At 44.6% G+C, this 18527-nt stretch carries 13 protein-coding genes and 1 pseudogene; 6 read left to right on the top strand and 8 right to left on the bottom strand.

Annotated features, from left to right (window positions below; translation table 11 throughout):
* Positions 1–65 precede the first annotated feature (65 nt).
* Together ftsH and rlmE are read right to left on the bottom strand one after the other, a co-directional pair.
* On the bottom strand, positions 66–2039 hold the full coding sequence (gene ftsH / locus ATG66_RS08515) for an ATP-dependent zinc metalloprotease FtsH (RefSeq protein ID WP_179885625.1): 1974 nt from the start codon (positions 2037–2039) through the stop codon (positions 66–68).
* A 108-nt stretch (positions 2040–2147) separates the two neighbouring features.
* Positions 2148–2777, bottom strand: a complete 630-nt coding sequence (rlmE, locus tag ATG66_RS08510; RefSeq protein WP_098414890.1) for a 23S rRNA (uridine(2552)-2'-O)-methyltransferase RlmE — start codon at positions 2775–2777, stop codon at positions 2148–2150.
* A 138-nt stretch (positions 2778–2915) separates the two neighbouring features.
* Here rlmE and yhbY point away from each other — a divergent pair, with 138 nt between their 5' ends.
* Complete coding sequence (yhbY, locus tag ATG66_RS08505) at positions 2916–3212, top strand: ribosome assembly RNA-binding protein YhbY (RefSeq protein ID WP_005380066.1); 297 nt, start codon at positions 2916–2918, stop codon at positions 3210–3212.
* 82 nt (positions 3213–3294) lie between these two features.
* On the opposite strand, the gene greA is transcribed toward yhbY, so the two are convergent.
* Positions 3295–3768, bottom strand: a complete 474-nt coding sequence (gene greA / locus ATG66_RS08500) for a transcription elongation factor GreA (RefSeq protein WP_098414889.1) — start codon at positions 3766–3768, stop codon at positions 3295–3297.
* A gap of 537 nt (positions 3769–4305) precedes the next feature.
* Between greA and ATG66_RS08495 the strand changes: the two genes are divergently transcribed.
* Positions 4306–5319 (top strand): porin, encoded by a 1014-nt coding sequence (locus tag ATG66_RS08495; protein ID WP_098414888.1) that lies wholly within the window; start codon positions 4306–4308, stop codon positions 5317–5319.
* 187 nt (positions 5320–5506) lie between these two features.
* Positions 5507–6928, top strand: a complete 1422-nt coding sequence (gene dacB, locus ATG66_RS08490; protein ID WP_098414887.1) for a serine-type D-Ala-D-Ala carboxypeptidase — start codon at positions 5507–5509, stop codon at positions 6926–6928.
* Here the strand turns inward: dacB and ATG66_RS08485 are convergent.
* Positions 6907–7739: pseudogene (locus ATG66_RS08485) on the bottom strand (magnesium transporter). The gene dacB and the pseudogene ATG66_RS08485 sit on opposite strands and share 22 nt — an antisense overlap.
* 425 nt (positions 7740–8164) lie before the next feature.
* Positions 8165–9352, bottom strand: a complete 1188-nt coding sequence (gene tyrS / locus ATG66_RS08480; RefSeq protein ID WP_098414886.1) for a tyrosine--tRNA ligase — start codon at positions 9350–9352, stop codon at positions 8165–8167.
* A gap of 130 nt (positions 9353–9482) precedes the next feature.
* On the opposite strand from tyrS, the gene ATG66_RS08475 reads away from it, so the two are divergent.
* Positions 9483–10769, top strand: a complete 1287-nt coding sequence (locus tag ATG66_RS08475; RefSeq protein ID WP_098414885.1) for a peptidoglycan DD-metalloendopeptidase family protein — start codon at positions 9483–9485, stop codon at positions 10767–10769.
* 65 nt (positions 10770–10834) lie between these two features.
* Here the strand turns inward: ATG66_RS08475 and ATG66_RS08470 are convergent, their stop codons facing one another.
* The 3 genes from ATG66_RS08470 to erpA all read right to left on the bottom strand — a co-directional run bounded on the left by ATG66_RS08470 (position 10835) and on the right by erpA (position 15512).
* Entirely contained in the window at positions 10835–13939 is a 3105-nt protein-coding gene (locus ATG66_RS08470) for an efflux RND transporter permease subunit (RefSeq protein WP_098414884.1), read from the bottom strand.
* Positions 13940–13948: 9 nt separating this feature from the next.
* Complete coding sequence (locus tag ATG66_RS08465; protein ID WP_098414883.1) at positions 13949–15061, bottom strand: efflux RND transporter periplasmic adaptor subunit; 1113 nt, start codon at positions 15059–15061, stop codon at positions 13949–13951.
* A 109-nt stretch (positions 15062–15170) separates the two neighbouring features.
* Positions 15171–15512 carry an iron-sulfur cluster insertion protein ErpA gene (gene erpA / locus ATG66_RS08460; RefSeq protein ID WP_098414882.1) on the bottom strand — a complete coding sequence of 114 codons (342 nt, stop codon included), beginning with the start codon at positions 15510–15512 and terminating at the stop codon, positions 15171–15173.
* Between the two features lie 246 nt (positions 15513–15758).
* Here erpA and hemL point away from each other — a divergent pair, with 246 nt between their 5' ends.
* Entirely contained in the window at positions 15759–17054 is a 1296-nt protein-coding gene (gene hemL, locus ATG66_RS08455) for a glutamate-1-semialdehyde 2,1-aminomutase (RefSeq protein ID WP_098414881.1), read from the top strand.
* Positions 17055–17403: 349 nt separating this feature from the next.
* Complete coding sequence (locus ATG66_RS08450) at positions 17404–18489, top strand: AI-2E family transporter (protein WP_098414880.1); 1086 nt, start codon at positions 17404–17406, stop codon at positions 18487–18489.
* Positions 18490–18527: the final 38 nt, after the last annotated feature.

Genomic DNA, 18527 nt, shown 5'->3' with positions numbered 1-18527 from the left:
TACAAAAACCCCGAGAATACAAAAACCCCGAGATAACTCGGGGTTTATAATTACTAATACTATTTTTATTCAGAGTCTTTCTTTTCAGGAGCTTCGCTAGAAGTATCTTCTGGAGAGCTAGACTGTTCTGCATCTTTCGCAGTGTCCGTTGCTTCTTCTTTAACTTCTGGTTTTGCTTGAGGCTTATCGCTGTCTTCTGGTTTGCTAGTTGAGTTATCACTCCAACCCGCCGGCTCACGAATCTCAGCTTTGCGCTCCATCAAGTCATCAATTTGACGAGCATCAATGGTTTCATACTTCATTAACGCATCTTTCATTGCGTGCATGATATCCATATTCGCTTCAAGAATTTTTTTCGCACGGTCATAGTTGCGGTCGATGATTTGGCGAACTTCATCATCAATCAACTTCGCTGTGTCGTCAGACATGTGTTTTGTCTGAGTAACACTACGTCCAAGGAACACCTCACCTTCGTCTTCTGCATACAACAGAGGACCCAGTTTTTCAGAGAAGCCCCATTGCGTCACCATTTTACGAGCGATATCAGTGGCGCGCTCAATATCGTTAGAAGCACCTGTTGATACTTTATCCGCACCGTAGATAAGCTCTTCCGCTAGACGACCGCCGTACAAGCTAGAAATCATTGACTCTAGATGCTGACGAGACATGCTCACACGATCTTGCTCTGGCAAGTACATTGTCACACCTAGCGCTCGACCACGTGGGATAATAGATACTTTGTACACCGGATCGTGCTCAGGCACTAAACGACCAACTATCGCGTGACCCGCTTCGTGGTAAGCCGTAGACTCTTTCGTCTCTTCAGACATGACCATAGAACGTCGCTCTGCGCCCATCATGATTTTGTCTTTTGCCAGTTCAAACTCAACCATAGAAACATTGCGTTTGTTACCACGCGCAGCAAATAGAGCCGCTTCGTTAACTAGGTTTGCCAGATCCGCACCAGAGAAGCCTGGAGTACCACGCGCGATAAGCGATGGTTCTACGTCACCCGCTAAAGGAACCTTACGCATGTGAACTTTCAGGATTTGCTCGCGACCTCGAACGTCTGGAAGTCCAACCACAACTTGGCGATCAAAACGACCTGGGCGTAGCAAGGCTGGGTCAAGTACGTCTGGGCGGTTAGTCGCAGCGATAACGATAATACCTTCATTACCCTCAAAACCATCCATCTCAACAAGCATTTGGTTGAGCGTTTGTTCACGTTCATCGTGACCACCACCAACACCAGCACCACGCTGACGACCGACAGCATCGATTTCATCGATGAAGATGATACATGGTGCCGCTTTCTTCGCTTGTTCGAACATGTCACGCACACGAGATGCACCTACACCAACGAACATTTCGACAAAGTCAGAACCAGAGATAGTAAAGAATGGCACTTTAGCTTCACCAGCAATGGCTTTCGCTAGAAGCGTTTTACCAGTACCTGGAGGGCCAACCATTAATACGCCCGTTGGAATCTTACCGCCCAGCTTTTGGAAGCGGCTAGGATCACGCAAGTAGTCAACTAGCTCTTTTACATCTTCTTTTGCTTCGTCACACCCTGCAACGTCAGCAAAACTTGTCTTGATTTGCTCTTCGCTCATCATACGCGCTTTGCTCTTACCAAAAGACATGGCGCCTTTACCACCGCCGCCTTGCATTTGACGCATGAAGAAAATCCACACACCAATGAGTAAGATCATTGGGAACCAAGAAATGAAAATCGTTCCCAGTAAGCTCTGCTCTTCCGGCGGCGTACCTTGCACTTTCACGTTTTGATTAATTAGGTCATCCAGAATCTTTTGGTCATACACTGGCATGTAAGTAACCATTTTGGCACCACCGCCACGACGAACGAAGCTAATTTCACCGTCTTTAAAAGTTGCTTCTTGAATCTGGCCTTGACCAACTTCCTGTACAAACGTGGTGTAATCCACGGTTCTGCCATTGCTTTCTCCAGGGCCAAAGCTCTGGAATACCGACATCAATACGACGGCGATAACAAGCCACAGAATTAAATTTTTTGCCATGTCACTCAAGGTGTAAGCCTCTCGATAACTAATTGTAATTAAAGGTAGGGTACTACAGTTCATTCACTGTAGCTATAGTGTTAACACGCTCCCGAGAGAGCAAAATGGTTAACCTTTGTAACCGGAGGCTACAACAAAGACTTCTCGAGAGCGAGCTCGCGATGAGTCTGGTTTTCTGATTTTTACGACTTTAAACATGTCTCGGACTTCTTTCACGTATTGATCAAAGCCTTCGCCCTGAAAAACCTTTACGACAAAACTACCATTAGGCGCTAGAACTTGTCGACACATATCTAAAGCCAATTCAACTAAATACATAGCCCGTGGTTGATCGACTGAGTTATTCCCCGCAATGTTAGGCGCCATATCAGACATTACTACGTCGACCATTGAAGGTTGGATTCTTTCCAGTAAAGCGTCCAATACTGCATCATCACGAAAATCGCCTTGTAAAAAGCTGACGCCAGCTATTGGATCCATTGGTAACAAATCACACGCAATAACTTGACCACGCTCCCCTACTATCTTAGCAGCATATTGAGACCATCCACCTGGAGCAGCCCCCAAATCGACAACTGTCATACCTGGCTTTAACAATTTATCTTTTGTTTGAATCTCATCGATCTTGAAATAAGCACGTGAGCGATAACCTTTTTTACGAGCTTCATTCGCGTATTTATCATCAAAGTGTTCTTTCAACCAACGACCAGAACTAGCCGAATGTTTTTGTTTACTCATTTTAATCCCAACAAGGCGCAAATTGGAGCTATTGTTTTAATAGGCGCTACCTATTACTCAATAAATTATAGTCTTCAGCAATAGATGGCGTTAAAATAGCTTTTTTCAACCCTTATTTTATAGAAAATTGGCCGCGTAATGAACCTAAGCACCAAACAAAAGCAGCACCTTAAAGGCCTGGCTCACAGTTTAAAACCTGTTGTGCTAATGGGCGCAAATGGACTTACCGAAGCCGTGCTAGCAGAAATTGAAATCGCTCTAAACCATCATGAACTGATCAAGGTAAAAGTTGCTTCAGAAGATCGTGAGACAAAACAGCTAATCATCGACGCTATCGTACGTGAGACAGGCGCAGAAAAAGTTCAGACCATTGGTAAAGTGCTTGTACTATACCGCCAGTCTGAAGAGCGTAAAATCGAAATTCCTCGTAAGTAATTCACTTATGTTGTTGAAAAAAGGTCGCCATTGGCGACCTTTTTTTGCATTTGATGAGCAGTAAGAGCGCAACCTCTACCACTTAGATGTATTCAACTCGGTCAATTTCGAAATCTTTAGCGCCGCCCGGAGTCTGGATAGCAACCTCGTCACCTTCCATTTTACCGATAAGGCCACGAGCAATTGGAGAACTGACAGAAATACGTCCAGCTTTAATATCCGCTTCATCATCACCGACAATTTGGTACGTTTTTTCTTCGTCGGTATCAATATCAATCAAAGTCACGGTTGAGCCAAAAATGACTTTACCTGTATTTTCAATCTTGGTCACATCAATAACTTGAGCAACAGACAGTTTGTATTCAATGTCACGAATTTGCGCTTCACAGATCCCCTGCTCTTCTCGAGCAGCATGATATTCTGCGTTTTCTTTTAAATCACCTAATTCACGAGCTTCAGCAATCGCCTCTGAAATTTGAGGACGCAGCTTAAGAAGACGATCGAGTTCTGTACGTAGTTTTTGCTCACCACGTAGTGTCATTGGAACTTTTTCCATTTTATAACCTCAAGCCCAAATAGGTCTTTGGACAAAAAAAAACCACCCTGTCGTCGGACCGAGTAGTGCGTTTAAACATGAATATTATCTAGTGTAAACAAACTCCCAAATGAAATCATCCTAATTCGAACAGCAGCAACACTATGCTTTTCCGGCATAATAATACAAGTGACTTTTAGAATGAAACATCATCGCAATTTGTTGAAAAACAAAACAATTCATTACATAAAAAACATCAATAAAGATAAAACTTAATCAATACCAAGCAAAGCCAACTTCAAAAAAAACACAATCAAAAACAAAAACTTAAAACAAAAATAGCCTAATAAAACAGCGTTCATCATTGGAATTTATATCATTTTACTACCTCATATGGAAACTTTAGCAGTAAAACATGTCCAGCAAGTTGTTTAATGAAAGGTTTAAACAAGCGCGAATGATATCGCTCATTCAGTCAATTATAGACCAACAGCTTGTGAGAGATTATCTCTCCCCCTATATAACAATGATTATGGACAGCTAACTAGGATAAATAAGATGAAAAAGACATTAATCGCCCTTTCTGTATCTGCAGCAGCTATGGCAACTGGCGTAAACGCCGCTGAGCTTTACAACCAAGATGGCACTTCTTTAGAAATGGGCGGCCGTGCTGAAGCACGTCTATCTATGAAAGATGGCGACGCTCAAGACAACTCTCGTATCCGTCTAAACTTCCTTGGTATTCAAGCAATCAACGACAGCCTATACGGCGTTGGTTTCTGGGAAGGTGAATTCACGACTAACGAACAAGGCGGCGTTGATAGCGACGTAAACAAAGACAGCAGCAATCTAGACACTCGTTACGCTTACGCTGGTCTTGGTGGTGCTTTCGGTGAAGTGACTTATGGTAAAAACGATGGTGCACTAGGCGTCATCACTGATTTCACAGATATCATGGCTTACCACGGTAACTCTGCGGCAGACAAACTGGCTGTAGCAGACCGTTCAGACAACATGATGGCTTACAAAGGTCAATTCGAAAACCTAAACATTAAAGCAAGCTACCGTTTTGCTGACCGTGAAGAAAACTCCAATGGCACAGAGTACACAGATAATGGTCAAGACGGCTACTCACTATCTGCAATCTACACTGTCGCAGACACTGGTCTTGAACTCGGTACTGGTTACGCTGACCAAGACGAAGCGAACGAATACATGCTAGCGGCATCTTACACTATGGGCGACCTATACTTCGCTGGTGTCTTCACTGACGGTGAAAAAGCGAAGAAAGACGGTGACTACACTGGTTACGAGCTAGCAGGTGCTTACACCCTAGGTCAAACCGTGTTCACAACAACGTACAACAATGCAGAAACTAACGATGAAACGTCTGCAAACAACGTCGCTGTTGATGCATCTTACTACTTTAAACCTAACTTCCGCGGTTATGTTTCTTACAACTTTAACCTAATCGACTCGGGCGACAAATTAGGTGCAGTAGGCGGTAACACTCAAGCAAATGAGATCAACGCTGAAGATGAGCTAGCGCTAGGTCTACGCTACGACTTCTAATTCCAGCCTTTGATTAGAAGATGAAGTGCCCGCATCACGCGGGCATTTTATTCTTCATTCCGAATTGCGCCCCTTTTCTTGATTTGTCTCATAATGACCTCACAAACAAAGCATTGCTTTGAGCGTCTAGCATATTGAAAGGACTTGCGTATACTCAATCACACCACTCACCTCAGAAAGTACCACTATGCGTTCACGTTGGTCCTTACTCGTATTTTCATTATTGCTTTCAGCCGCTTCACAAGCGTCCCCTCATCAAAAGGTGTTACCAGAAGGCTCACGTATTAGCTTAGTTGCAGAGAAACTCGGCAGTAACGCCAAACTGACAGGCATTCGTCCTACCGAACAACTGTTTCCACCTGCTAGCACACTAAAACTAGTCACGGCACTCGCCGCAAAGCTGGAGCTGGATGATCACTTTAGCTTTCAAACTAAGCTTGAGTCATCCAACTCAGATGTGACTATTTACTTTGTCGGTGATCCCACGTTACAAACTAAAGATTTAAAAGCGTTGCTAACTCTGGCTAAGAAAAACGGCTTAAAACGTATTGAGGGTGATCTATGGCTCGATAACAGTGCCTTTACCGGCTACAACCGGGCAGTAGGTTGGCCATGGGATATTTTAGGGGTTTGCTATAGCGCGCCAGCCTCAACGATCATACTCAACAAAAACTGTGTGCAAGCCTCTATATATACCCAAAAAACCGGAAAAACTCGGGTTCATGTTCCAAAGCACCAACCTATTCAAGTGACCACTTCGGTTGAAACCGTCTCTAAAACGATACAAAAAAGCCGCCATTGTGATTTAGGCTTAATCGCTCATCCAGACAACAATTATCAACTAACTGGCTGCCTCGTTGATAGAGACAAGCCACTACCATTAAACTTTGCAATTCAAGATGCAGAAAGCTATACCAGTCAAGTGCTAACTACTCTTCTTGAGCAACTCAATATTGATTTAACAGGTGAAATAAAAATCGGGTCAGCTCCAGAGAAGCAACGTAAACTTATCGCCATGCATCAATCGGCCCCTCTTCCAGAACTACTCGAAGAGATGCTTAAAAACTCGGATAACTTGATTGCAGATACGCTCACTAAAACGCTAGGGGCTAAATTTTTTGTTCAGCCAGGCAGCTTCAATAACGGCACTGAAGCAATCAAACAAATCATTTTTGCCAACACGGGCATTGATATTAGAAACGCTCGCTTGGAAGATGGTTCTGGCCTGTCAAGAAACAACCGAATCTCTGCAACAAAAATGGCCGATATACTACGCTACATCTGGCAACATGAGCATGAACTTCAGCTTATTGCCATCATGCCAAAATCAGGTGAGTCAGGCACATTAAAATATCGTCCAAGTATGCGTAAGCCACCGATTAAAGGCCAATTAGTTGCCAAAAGTGGCTCTCTCTACGGAACTTACAACATGGCCGGATATGGCTTGGATAAAAAGGGTCAACCTAATACCGTTTTTGTTCAGTTTGTTTCAGACTACTTCCCAGAAAAAAGGGACAATAACAAACCTGTCATCGCCCCTATTACACATTTTGAGCAGCTTTTTTATAGTGACATTGTGAACTTTAGTCAGGCGATACCCAAGAAATAGTTCACCACATTAAAGTATATCCACATCCCTGAAATATCGACGATAGATGCCAGCACTAGACTCACCAATACAGCTGGGTCCAGCTTGCAAGCTCGTGCAATAATTGGTAACAGCCCACCTAATGTTGTAGAAAATAGTCACTTAGATGATAAAGCGACAGTAAGTACTAAGGCGATATCGGTTAGCTCAACCTCCCCTATAGATAGACTGCCACTAAACACATAATCATTAACGCAATAACCAACCCAAGACACAGTGCGATTCGGCTTTCTTTCCACAATATCACTGCCCATTGCCGCTTATTGAGCTCCCCGACCGAAAACGTGCGAATCACTAATGTGGTAGCTTGGGTACCAGTGTGACCACCAGTCGCAGCAATCACTGGTATATATGCCGCGAGCAAAGCTAGCTGGCTCGATGTGTTTTCATATTGCGCAATAATCAATCCCGAGATAATACCAAGCAAAGCGAGGCCGATACTCCAACCTATATGTCGTTTAATATGCCTCAAGCCCCCAGTAAACAGGTAATCATAATGCGTATTAACCCCAGACATATGCAAATCTAGTTGGTATGCATAATGGCGTGCACGTTTATCATAACCAGCCTGCTCCAACTGAGTGATAAGGCCGTTCGCATAACTGACAGAGCAATGCTGCAAAATACCTACAGCCTCATCAATCGGCATGATCGTAAGCAAATGGACTTGTTGCTCTTGCTCATACTGCAAAAATGCATTGCGAGCGGCACCAATTTCTACTTCAGAAAAGTTTGGTGTTGTTTCAATAAAAGTGTTGTTCATTACCGTCATGGCGAATCTCCCGATTGGCATTGGTAACGACCATCGACAAGGCGCGCAAAGTCAATCTTGCATACTTAAAGACACACAACAATTAAGATGCACAGAGAAAACCAATGCGGATGCACTGTCTATTCAGAATGTATGAAGGAAATAACGAGAAGAAAATTAGAAAAGATGCCTCACCACTTAGGTAAGGCGGAGATCGCCAATACCGAAGCGGGTTATTTCGCTCCCTTGCTCTTACTCACCCAACGACTGGGAGGATGGTCGGTATTGTTCATGTAAATCTCCGATAACACTGCCATTATTGGCAGCGCGAGTATAGTAACAAAGTTCAACATGTTTGGAAGTTTTACTTTGCCGTTTTCGCTAAATTTTTATACAAAAAAAAGCGCCATTAGGCGCTTTCATTTGCAGTGATTATTGATTAGTAATTACTGAATAGTAATACGAGCAAATTTACGTTTCCCCACTTGGAACACGTAAGTACCCACTTCTGGAGCAAATTTGCTGTCCGCGATTTTCTCGCCATCAATTTTCACAGCACCTTGCTTAACCATGCGCATCGCATCTGACGATGATGGACATAACCCTGCTTCTTTCAACAGATTGCTCACTGGACGACCTGCGTCAAAATCAAACTCTGGCATTTCATCAGGAATTTGGTTCTTCGCAAAACGGTTCACAAACTCTTGCTCAGCAGCATCAGCCTCAGCTTCGCAATGGAAGCGTGCAATGATTTCTTTCGCAAGCAATACTTTGATGTCACGAGGATTTTTACCAGCTTCAATGTCTGCTTTAAACTGCGCGATTTCTTCCAAAGGACGGAAAGACAATAGCTCGTAGTAGCTCCACATCAGGTCATCGGAAATAGACATGATCTTGCCAAACATTTCACTTGGTGCTTCGCTGATACCAATGTAGTTGTTTGCCGACTTAGACATCTTCTTCTCGCCATCAAGGCCAACAAGAAGCGGCATCATCAATACAACTTGTGGTTTTTGACCATTCGACTTCTGAAGCTCACGACCCATCAATAAGTTAAACTTCTGATCGGTACCGCCAAGCTCTACATCAGTCTCCATAGCAACTGAGTCCCAGCCTTGTAAAAGTGGGTACATGAACTCATGAATGGCGATTGGTTGGCCACCTGAGTAACGCTTTTTAAAATCATCACGTTCCAGCATGCGCGCCACGGTTTGATTAGCAGCTAGGCGAATCATACCTTCCGCCCCTAATTCCGATAACCACTCTGAGTTAAATTGAACCTTAGTCTTAGCAGGATCTAGAATTTTGAAAACCTGCTCTTTATAAGTCTCGGCATTACGCAATACGTCTTCACGACTGAGGGGGGGACGTGTTGTGTTTTTACCTGTTGGGTCACCAACCATTGCAGTGAAATCGCCGATCAGGAACGTCACTTCGTGGCCTAGTTCTTGGAACAAGCGAAGCTTATTGAAAATAACCGTGTGACCTAGGTGAATATCCGGTGCTGTTGGATCCGCCCCTAATTTGATTCGTAAAGGACGGTCTTCTTTTAATTTTGTGATAAGCTCTTCTTCTGGAATCAGCTCTTCAACACCGCGTTTAATCTCGGCTAATGCAGCTTCAATGCTCGCCATTCTTGTTCACTCCCACAGATTTGGCAAAAATATAATAGCTGAACATATTACTTGAATAGCGATGCATTTTGAAACAGGTTAGACTAGGTAGTTGTCACTTTTTACGTTTAATTTAGCAATCAAGTACCTCATGCATTCGATTTTTATCCGACTTCCACTCTTGCACAAAGTATTGATCGGTTTTTTTAGTGCGCTGATTATCTTCGCACTACTCTTTTTACCCGATCCGCAAGATCTAGCCCCGCAACAGAGCCGATTAAAAGTTGGTCAACACTATCCTGTGCCTGTTTCTCTCGAATTAACAACGCTTAACGGCTCATTGGTATCCTCCGTGTTACGTTGGGAAGCGTACAAAGTTAAAAGTGGCGAAAGTGCTGCTATTTTATTTAGCCGCGTGGGTCTTTCTGCACGCTTGCTGCATAAACTGGTTTCTTCCGATAAAGAGGTTGAGAGGCAATTAACCCGCCTTCGACCAGGCGACCAATTGCAATTCGGCTTTGACGAGAACAATGACTTACTTCAGCTGAGAAGAACACTGAATGCCTTTGAAACTTTCCGTATTACATTGAAAAATGGGAAATACGTGTCAGAAATAGAGAAGAAAGAGGTCGATTTCCAGTACAATTACGCTGAAGCTACCATCAAGTCAAACTTCTGGAACGCTGGGGTTTCTTCAGGTTTAAATGCTAACCAAATTATGGAACTAGCAGGGATCTTCAGCTGGGATATCGACTTTGCTTTGGACATCCGTAAAAACGATAGCTTCCGTGTCCTCTACCAAGAAGAGGTGGTTGAAGGAGAAATCATTGGCCGCGGCAAAATCATTGCAGCGGTGTTTAAAAACCAAGGTGATACTTTCACTGCCATTTTGGATCAGAAGAACGGTAAATATTACGATGATAATGGACGTGCAACGAAAAAAGCCTTCTTACGCGCACCGCTGGACTTTCGCCGTGTAACGTCTAATTTTAACCCTCGTCGTTTACACCCAGTCACGGGGCGGGTTCGCCCCCACCGCGGTACAGACTACTCGGCGCCGGTAGGCACTCCTATTTTGGCGGCGGGCAATGGGATTGTGCAGAAGTCGTCTTACAATAAGTTTAATGGTAATTATGTCTTCATCAAGCACAGTAATACCTACATTACCAAGTACTTACATTTAACCAAACGTAAAGTACGCACCGGCCAGCGCGTTAAACAAGGCCAAACCATTGGTACACTCGGTGGAACAGGACGAGTTACTGGTCCTCACTTGCACTATGAATTCTTGGTAAATGGCGTGCACAAAAACCCGCGCACCGTGAACTTACCACAGTCTAAGTCCCTAACAGGTAAAGCAAGACAAACCTTTATGGCAAACGCCAAAATTAGCATGGACAAGCTTGAACGCTATAGCAAACTGTTAGCAATGAAGTAAGCTGAGGTATTGAAAAGGGCAGCTCAGCTGCCCTTTTTGTTTCTTCAATATCATTACGATGAAGCTTACTTTTCAAAGTGATGCTCTCTCCCGAGCATCAACAAGCATGGTGTCAGAACCAGCGTTAACAAAGTCGCAAACGCCAATCCTCCCGCGACAGCCGTCGCAAGTTGAGACCACCATTGCGTGCTTGGCGCGCCAAACTCCACTTTCTGGTTAACTAAGTCGATGTTCATTTCTAGCACCATTGGCAATAAGCCTAATATGGTGGTCACCGTCGTGAGTAAAACGGGTCTTAAACGCTGCACACCCGTGCGCAAGATCGCCTCAGATTTCTCTAAGCCACGTTTACGCATTTGATTATAAGTATCGATTAATACGATGTTGTTGTTAACCACGATGCCTGCAAGCGCGATCACCCCAATTCCTGACATAATGATGCCAAATGGTTTTTGGAAAATAAGCAAGCCTGCAAATACCCCAACCGTCGAAAACAGCACTGCGCTCAAAATTAAAAAAGCTTGATAAAAACTATTAAATTGCGTGATTAAAATCAGTGCCATCACACCAAGCGCGACAAGGAACGCGTTTTGCAAAAACGCTGATGAGTTTTCTTGTTCTTCGTTCTGCCCGCGGATTTTGTATTCAACCCCATCAGGCAAATCGAGCTTATCAATTTCTGTAACTATTTTGGGCAGTTCTAACGCAAGATTATAGCCTTCCACCATATCCGCTTTAATGTTAATCACCCGATGGCCATCAACGCGACGAATGGTATCTTGCTTGTGATCTGGCTTGATTTGAGCAAAGTTCGTGATAGGAACCAAACCAGCGGCGGTCTTCACTCTAAGTTGGTCAAACCGACCGATGTCTCGCTTTTCTTGCGGATACCGGACCAAAATATCAACCTCTTCATCCGCATCGTCTGGTAAGTAGTCACCTATTTTCAAACCGTTTGTCACAAACTGCACAGTATTGCCGACTAATGTTGCATCAGCGGCAAAACGGGAGGCGTCGTCTCTCTGAATATCAATTTGCCAATCGATCCCCGCTTTGTTGGTCGTATCACTCAAATTGGTTAATGCTGGGTTACCATCCGCCCAATGCCTAACTTGCTTAGCCGCCTTGTCTAGCGCACTGACACTGAGGCTACGTGACGACACTTCTATCACCAAGTCATGCTCAACAGGAGGGCCCGCGTCAGGGAATTTATATTCAAACTCAACACCATAAAATCGGTCTGTGGTTTCTTTAAGATCTTCAATGATGGTTTTTACTTTACGGCGGTACTGCCAGTCCACCGGCGTGATCTGAATCTGACCAATTTCATCCTCATTATCACTGGCCCCCGTTCGCGTGTAGACACTCTCAAACTCATCATGTCCAAGCATGACCTTTTCGATTTCCCGCATAACAATGTCTTTTTCATGGATAGATAAATCACCATAGGATCGAACTTTGACAGTGAAAAATGCTGGGTCTACTTCTGGAAAGAACTCCGCGCCTAAACCTGCCTTGTTGTAAGTAAAGCCGACACCGCCAGCTAATAAAATGGCGCTGAGTAACACTTTCCAAGGATGACGAATCGCAATCGATAAGGTGTGGTAATACAGCTTGGTGATCCCCGTAGCTTTATCAAAATTACCGTTATGCAGTTCGACCATCTGCCGCTGGGCTTTCTGACTTACCGCCTGAGGCTTACCTATTATTCCACCAATCACAGGAACAAACAGCAGTGCCATCACGAGTGATGCAGCCAAGGTAGCAATCAGAGTCAGCGGCAAATACTTCATGAATTCACCCGTGATGTCAGGCCAAAAGAGCAGCGGAGCAAATGCGGCTAATGTCGTCGCCGTTGATGCCGTAATCGGCCATGCCATCCGTTTTGCAGCGTCTCGATACGCTTCTTTGCGCGGCGTGCCTTCCTGCATACGCCGATCTGCAAATTCAGTAACAACAATGGCACCATCGACCAGCATTCCTACTGCCATAATTAATGCAAACAGCACCACAATATTGACCGTAAGGCCAAATATCGATAACACCAACAAGCCCGTTAAAAATGACCCTGGAATAGAGATACCAACCAATAGTGCCGTTCTTACCCCTAAAATCGCAATAATCACGATCACGACTAAAATAATCGCGGAGAGAATGTTATTTTGTAGGTCGGTGAGCATCAACTTGACATCATCAGACTGATCCCACGTATACTTCACTTGTAGATTGCTTGGCCATTCGTCACGCTTCTGTCCTTGAGCAAGTACTTCTTTTACCAGCTCAACCGTTTCGATGATGTTTTCCCCTGCTCGTTTTTTTACATCCAAAACAATGGCCGACTCACCATCTAAACGAGCAAAGCTTTCTGGGTCGCGAAATGCTCGACGTACCGTTGCCACATCCCCAAAGGTGATCACTTCTTTGCCATTGACTTTTATAGGCAGCTCAAGCACATCTTTGAGTGAATCAAATACGGAAGGGACCTTTACGGAGAAGCGACCATAGCCTGTATCAACAAAGCCTGCCGCGACAACTCGGTTATTCAAGGCAATTAAGTTATAGATGTCCGCTTGATCTAAGCCATAACTTTCCATCAAAAGTGGGTCGACAATAATCTCTACAATATCTTCTCGATCCCCCGCAATGTCGACTTCTAATACCTGACGAAAACTTTCTAGACGATCACGTAATATTCTCGCTATTTGTACGATCGTACGTTCCGGCACCGTGCCATATAGCACGACGGTTAAAACCGGTTGTTCTGAGGCAAACGTGACTTCATTGACCGTCGGCTCATCACTGTCTTCCGGTAATTTAGGCTTAGCCAGGTCGACGGCATCGCGCACGTCGGCCATGGCTTTATCGAGATCCACACCAACACTGAATTCCAATGTCACTGAAGCATGGCCTTCAGAAGCAACCGACGTCATTTCTTTTACGCCTTCGATCGAACGTAATTCTTGCTCGAGCGGACGAACTAATAAGCGCTCAGCATCGATAGGAGAAATGCCTTGATGCCCAACGGAAACATAAATGATAGGAATAGTGATATCAGGGCTAGACTCCTTGGGAATTGTGATATAAGTAACTATCCCAGCAATTAAAATCATCACTAATAACGTCAACATAGTTCGAGCGCGCGATATGGCGGCATCAATTAGGGTATACATACCGCCTCCTTACTGCTCGCTGGTCGAGTCAACAACGTCATCCACTTTATTCGCCAGCACCGGATCGCCATCACGAACAAACCCCTGCCCCAACACGATAATATCAGCTCGCTCTCCTAACCCTGAGAGCCAAACGCCATCATCTTCTGCTTTAACAAGCTGAATGGGGATGAATTTAACATGCTCATCTCGCAGAGTTTTCACCCCTAAATTGCCTTCTTCATCTAAAGCCAACATCGCGGCGGTAATTTTTATCGCCAATACTTCACTTAATGGCAACTGGACTTCGGCACTCATGCCCGCAGGCATTTGTGCATCCCGATTGTCGACTTCGATTTCGATTGGAAATGTATTGGTCGAAGTAGAAGCAACACGACCAATATATCGTAACGTCCCTTGATGACGTTGTTGATTAAGGGTTCTAACCTCAGCTTGTTGATCTTTTTTGAGGTATTGAATATGCCGCTCACTAACATCAGCCTCAATGACCAACGTCTCTAAATCGATCACCGTAGCAATAGGATCCCCAATGCCCACAAAGTCCCCTATTTCCACAAAGTGGTGATCAACAACTCCATCGAACGGTGCTTTAACTTCGGTATTTTTCAGTGCCGTTTGAACATGACTCACACTGGCTCTTGCATCGACTAATGCCGCTTGCGCTATGGCAAAAGCCACTTCCCCTTGCAGTCCGCGACTTTTTAAAGATTGAGCGGCGTTAAACTCTTTCTCTTTGACCAACAACAACGCCTGAGCTCGCTGGAGTTGGATGTTTAAGTCGCGCTTATCTATAATGGCGATGGTTTGATCTTGCTTTACAGCTTGCCCTTTCTCTACATTGAGAGTGAGTATTTTCCCCGCAATTTCGGCGCCTAAACGAGCTTGACGGTTAGGAGCCGTTCGCCCATACAGTTCAATGGTTTTCATCGTGGATTCGGCAGTAAAGGTATTAAACATCACCTTTGCAATCGGTGTATGGTTGGATAGAGATGAAGGTAATGCGGGGTTGTCTTGTGTCTTGAGGTTTCCTACTGCAAGCCATGCGATAAGTAGTGTGACAAGAGTAAGAGATACTAGCCATGGACGCTCGACGATACGTCGCCCGAAAGAATATCCAGACATAGAAAGTCCTTTTTATTTTTATCTCTTGCAACATGTTGCGAGAGTCACTTTACGTGACATCCTTCTACGTAAAGTTCAGGCAGCCATTGGCTGCCTATCATGAGGTGAATTACACGCTAAACGATGCACCACAGCCACACGTGGTTGTTGCATTCGGATTATTAACGAAGAAGCGCGCTCCTTCTAAACCTTCGGTGTAATCCACAATGCCACCAACAAGGTATTGCAGGCTCATAGGGTCAACCACCAGTGTAACATCGCTGTTTACAATCGTTGTATCGCCGTCGTTTACATTTTCATCAAAAGTAAAGCCGTATTGGAAGCCGCTGCAGCCGCCACCTGTAATGTATACGCGCAATTTCAATGCTGGGTTTTCTTCTTCAGCAATTAATGCTTTGACGCGTGATGCTGCTGCGTCAGAAAAAGATAATGGTACGTTAACTTCGCTCACGAAGACCTCTCTCACTCGTGTAATGCGTCAAGCCTGAAGCAAGACGTCAGGTTGGTGCTAATTAGGGACGATTATCCAATACCTGACCAACTCGTTCAAGTATTCACCGTCGATTCTTTATATTGGATGCGGATATATAAGATTACATTGCGAAACGACACATAAATTAAGCAAAACGTTTCTAACTTGATTATAGCTAGGTACAATGCGGCCCACTTGGTCCGAGCAATCAAAAGAGGATATCCCATGACCAAATCATCAGAGCTGTATCAAAAAGCTCAGCAAACCATCCCTGGCGGTGTCAATTCACCAGTTCGCGCATTTAACGGCGTTGGCGGCTCTCCGCTATTTATCGAACGAGCAGACGGTCCACTGATTTTTGATGCCGATGGTAAAGCGTACATTGATTACGTCGGCTCTTGGGGTCCTATGATTCTTGGCCATAACCACGCGGTTATCCGCGAAGCCGTGATTGACGCAGCGCAGCGCGGCCTGAGTTTTGGCGCGCCGACTGAGCTAGAAATCGCCATGGCGGAGTTGGTGTCTGAACTCGTGCCATCCATGGAACAAATCCGGATGGTCAGTTCTGGTACGGAAGCTACGATGAGTGCGATTCGTCTTGCGCGTGGCTTCACTGGCCGTGACAAGATCATGAAATTTGAAGGTTGCTATCATGGTCACGCGGATAGCTTGCTAGTAAAAGCTGGCTCTGGTGCGTTGACACTAGGTCAACCAAGCTCTCCTGGTGTTCCGGCAGACTTTGCTAAGCACACGCTAACCGCAACATTTAACGATCTCGATTCTGTACGTGAATTATTCGCCGCAAATCAAGGTGAGATCGCTTGTATTATTGTTGAACCAGTAGCAGGCAACATGAACTGCATCCCACCAGTGGAAGGCTTCCACGAAGGTCTACGTGAAATCTGCGACCAAGAAGGCGCGCTACTGATTTTTGATGAAGTAATGACTGGCTTCCGTGTGGCGCTTGGCGGCGCTCAAGCCTATTACAACATCAAGCCAGACCTCACGACACTCGGTAAAGTTATCGGTGGCGGCATGCCAGTAGGTGCTTTCGGTGGCCGCAAAGAAGTGATGCAATACGTAGCACCAACTGGCCCAGTTTACCAAGCGGGAACTCTGTCTGGTAACCCAGTAGCCATGGCTGCAGGTTTTGCGTGTTTAAGCCTTCTGAAAGAGGAAGGTAACGAGAAGCGCCTTGCATCTAAAACGAAACAATTGGCAGATGGCTTTAAGTCTCTGGCAGACAAACATGGCATCCCTTTGGTGGTTAACCAAGCTGGTGGTATGTTCGGCTTCTTCTTTATCGACCAAGAAAGCGTTACTTGCTACGAAGACGTGGCGAAATGCGATCTTGAACGCTTTAAACGCTTCTTCCACCTAATGCTAAAACACGGTGTTTACTTAGCACCCTCAGCATTCGAAGCAAGCTTTACTTCTTTAGCACATGGTTCTAAAGAAATTGATGCGACGTTAGAAGCGGCAGACCGCTGTTTTGCTACTCTTGCAGAAGAAGCCAAATAAGCATCATGCTCTGCAAATAGACAGAATTAAAAAAGGACCTGAGTGGTCCTTTTTTTATTGCCAATTTAAAACCACTAAAATAGCAAATACGCCAATAACGATACCAAACCAATGTATTCGCTTGGTTTTCTTTTCCGTGTGGCATTTTTTATCACTGTTACAACAACCCATTTTTCATCTCTTGATTGATAACCAACTGATTTGTAGTCATTATGACCATCATATAATGTTCTACCTTAATTCAGCAATGCCCCATATAATTGAAAGAATTCAAGGTGCACAGTAATAGGTTCAAAGCCCTGTTAAAGGCATAAAACCGTAAACGTCATCCGTAAGTTGGACTAATCTCATGCCGAATAATGTAAAAATCACGTCGAGTCACCGCGTATTAATGGTCGCTCTACTCGCCGCTGCTTTTGCTTGCTACTTATTGGTGGAGCCTTACATCAATTCGATTGTAATGGCTTTTATCATTTCTTTGCTCATGTTTCCGATACACGAATGGTTTGAGCGAAACATCCCAAAACACCCAAATATAGCGGCGTTACTCTCATGCGTTGTACTGACGTTTATTATTGTCATTCCGCTGCTATTTGTTTTCGCGGCTATCGTTCAACAAGGCTCCGTGTTTTCACAAAACACGTACAACTGGGTAACGAATGGTGGCATTCAAGATATCTTCCAGCATCCATTCGTTATCAAAGGCTTGTCATTAGTTAATGAGTACTTACCTTTTGATAAGATTGAGCCAAACGCCATTGCAGAAAAAATCGGGCAATTTGCGACATCATTCGGTTCAAACCTTGTGGCCATCAGCGCCAAAATATTGGGCGATGCTACTAGCTTCTTGATGAGCTTCTTCTTGATGCTGTTTGTCCTTTTCTTCTTGTTGCGCGATCACGAAAAAATCATTTCCGCGATCCGTCATATTTTACCGCTCTCTCGTAGCCAAGAGGATCGCATCCTGACAGAGGTTGAACAAGTATCGAAATCCGCAGTAATGGGCTCATTCCTAACGGCGATTGCGCAAGGTTTTGCCGGCGGTATTGGCATGTGGCTTGCCGGTTTTCCGGGCCTATTTTGGGGCACAATAATGGGGTTTGCATCATTTATTCCTGTTGTGGGAACCGCCTTAATCTGGATACCGGCGGCGGCTTACCTATTTCTAACTGGTGATATGACTTGGGCGATATTCCTAACCGTATGGAGCATTGTTATTGTTGGATCGATTGATAACTTACTCCGTCCTCTACTGATGCAAGGCAGCGCGGGAATGAACACCCTCATGATTTTCTTCTCGTTGCTGGGTGGTTTGCATTTATTTGGTTTGATCGGCCTAATCTACGGTCCGTTGGTTTTTGCCGTCACCATGGTACTGTTCAATATTTACGAAGAAGAATTTAAAGACTTCCTCAACCAACAAGACAAAAGCTAGCCACACCTTAACTGCTTCAAGCTTGGGCCAGAGTATGC

This window comes from Vibrio sp. ES.051 (genome assembly GCF_002563795.1).
Lineage (GTDB): Bacteria > Pseudomonadota > Gammaproteobacteria > Enterobacterales > Vibrionaceae > Vibrio.
This window is presented reverse-complemented; position numbering and strand designations above follow the sequence as displayed.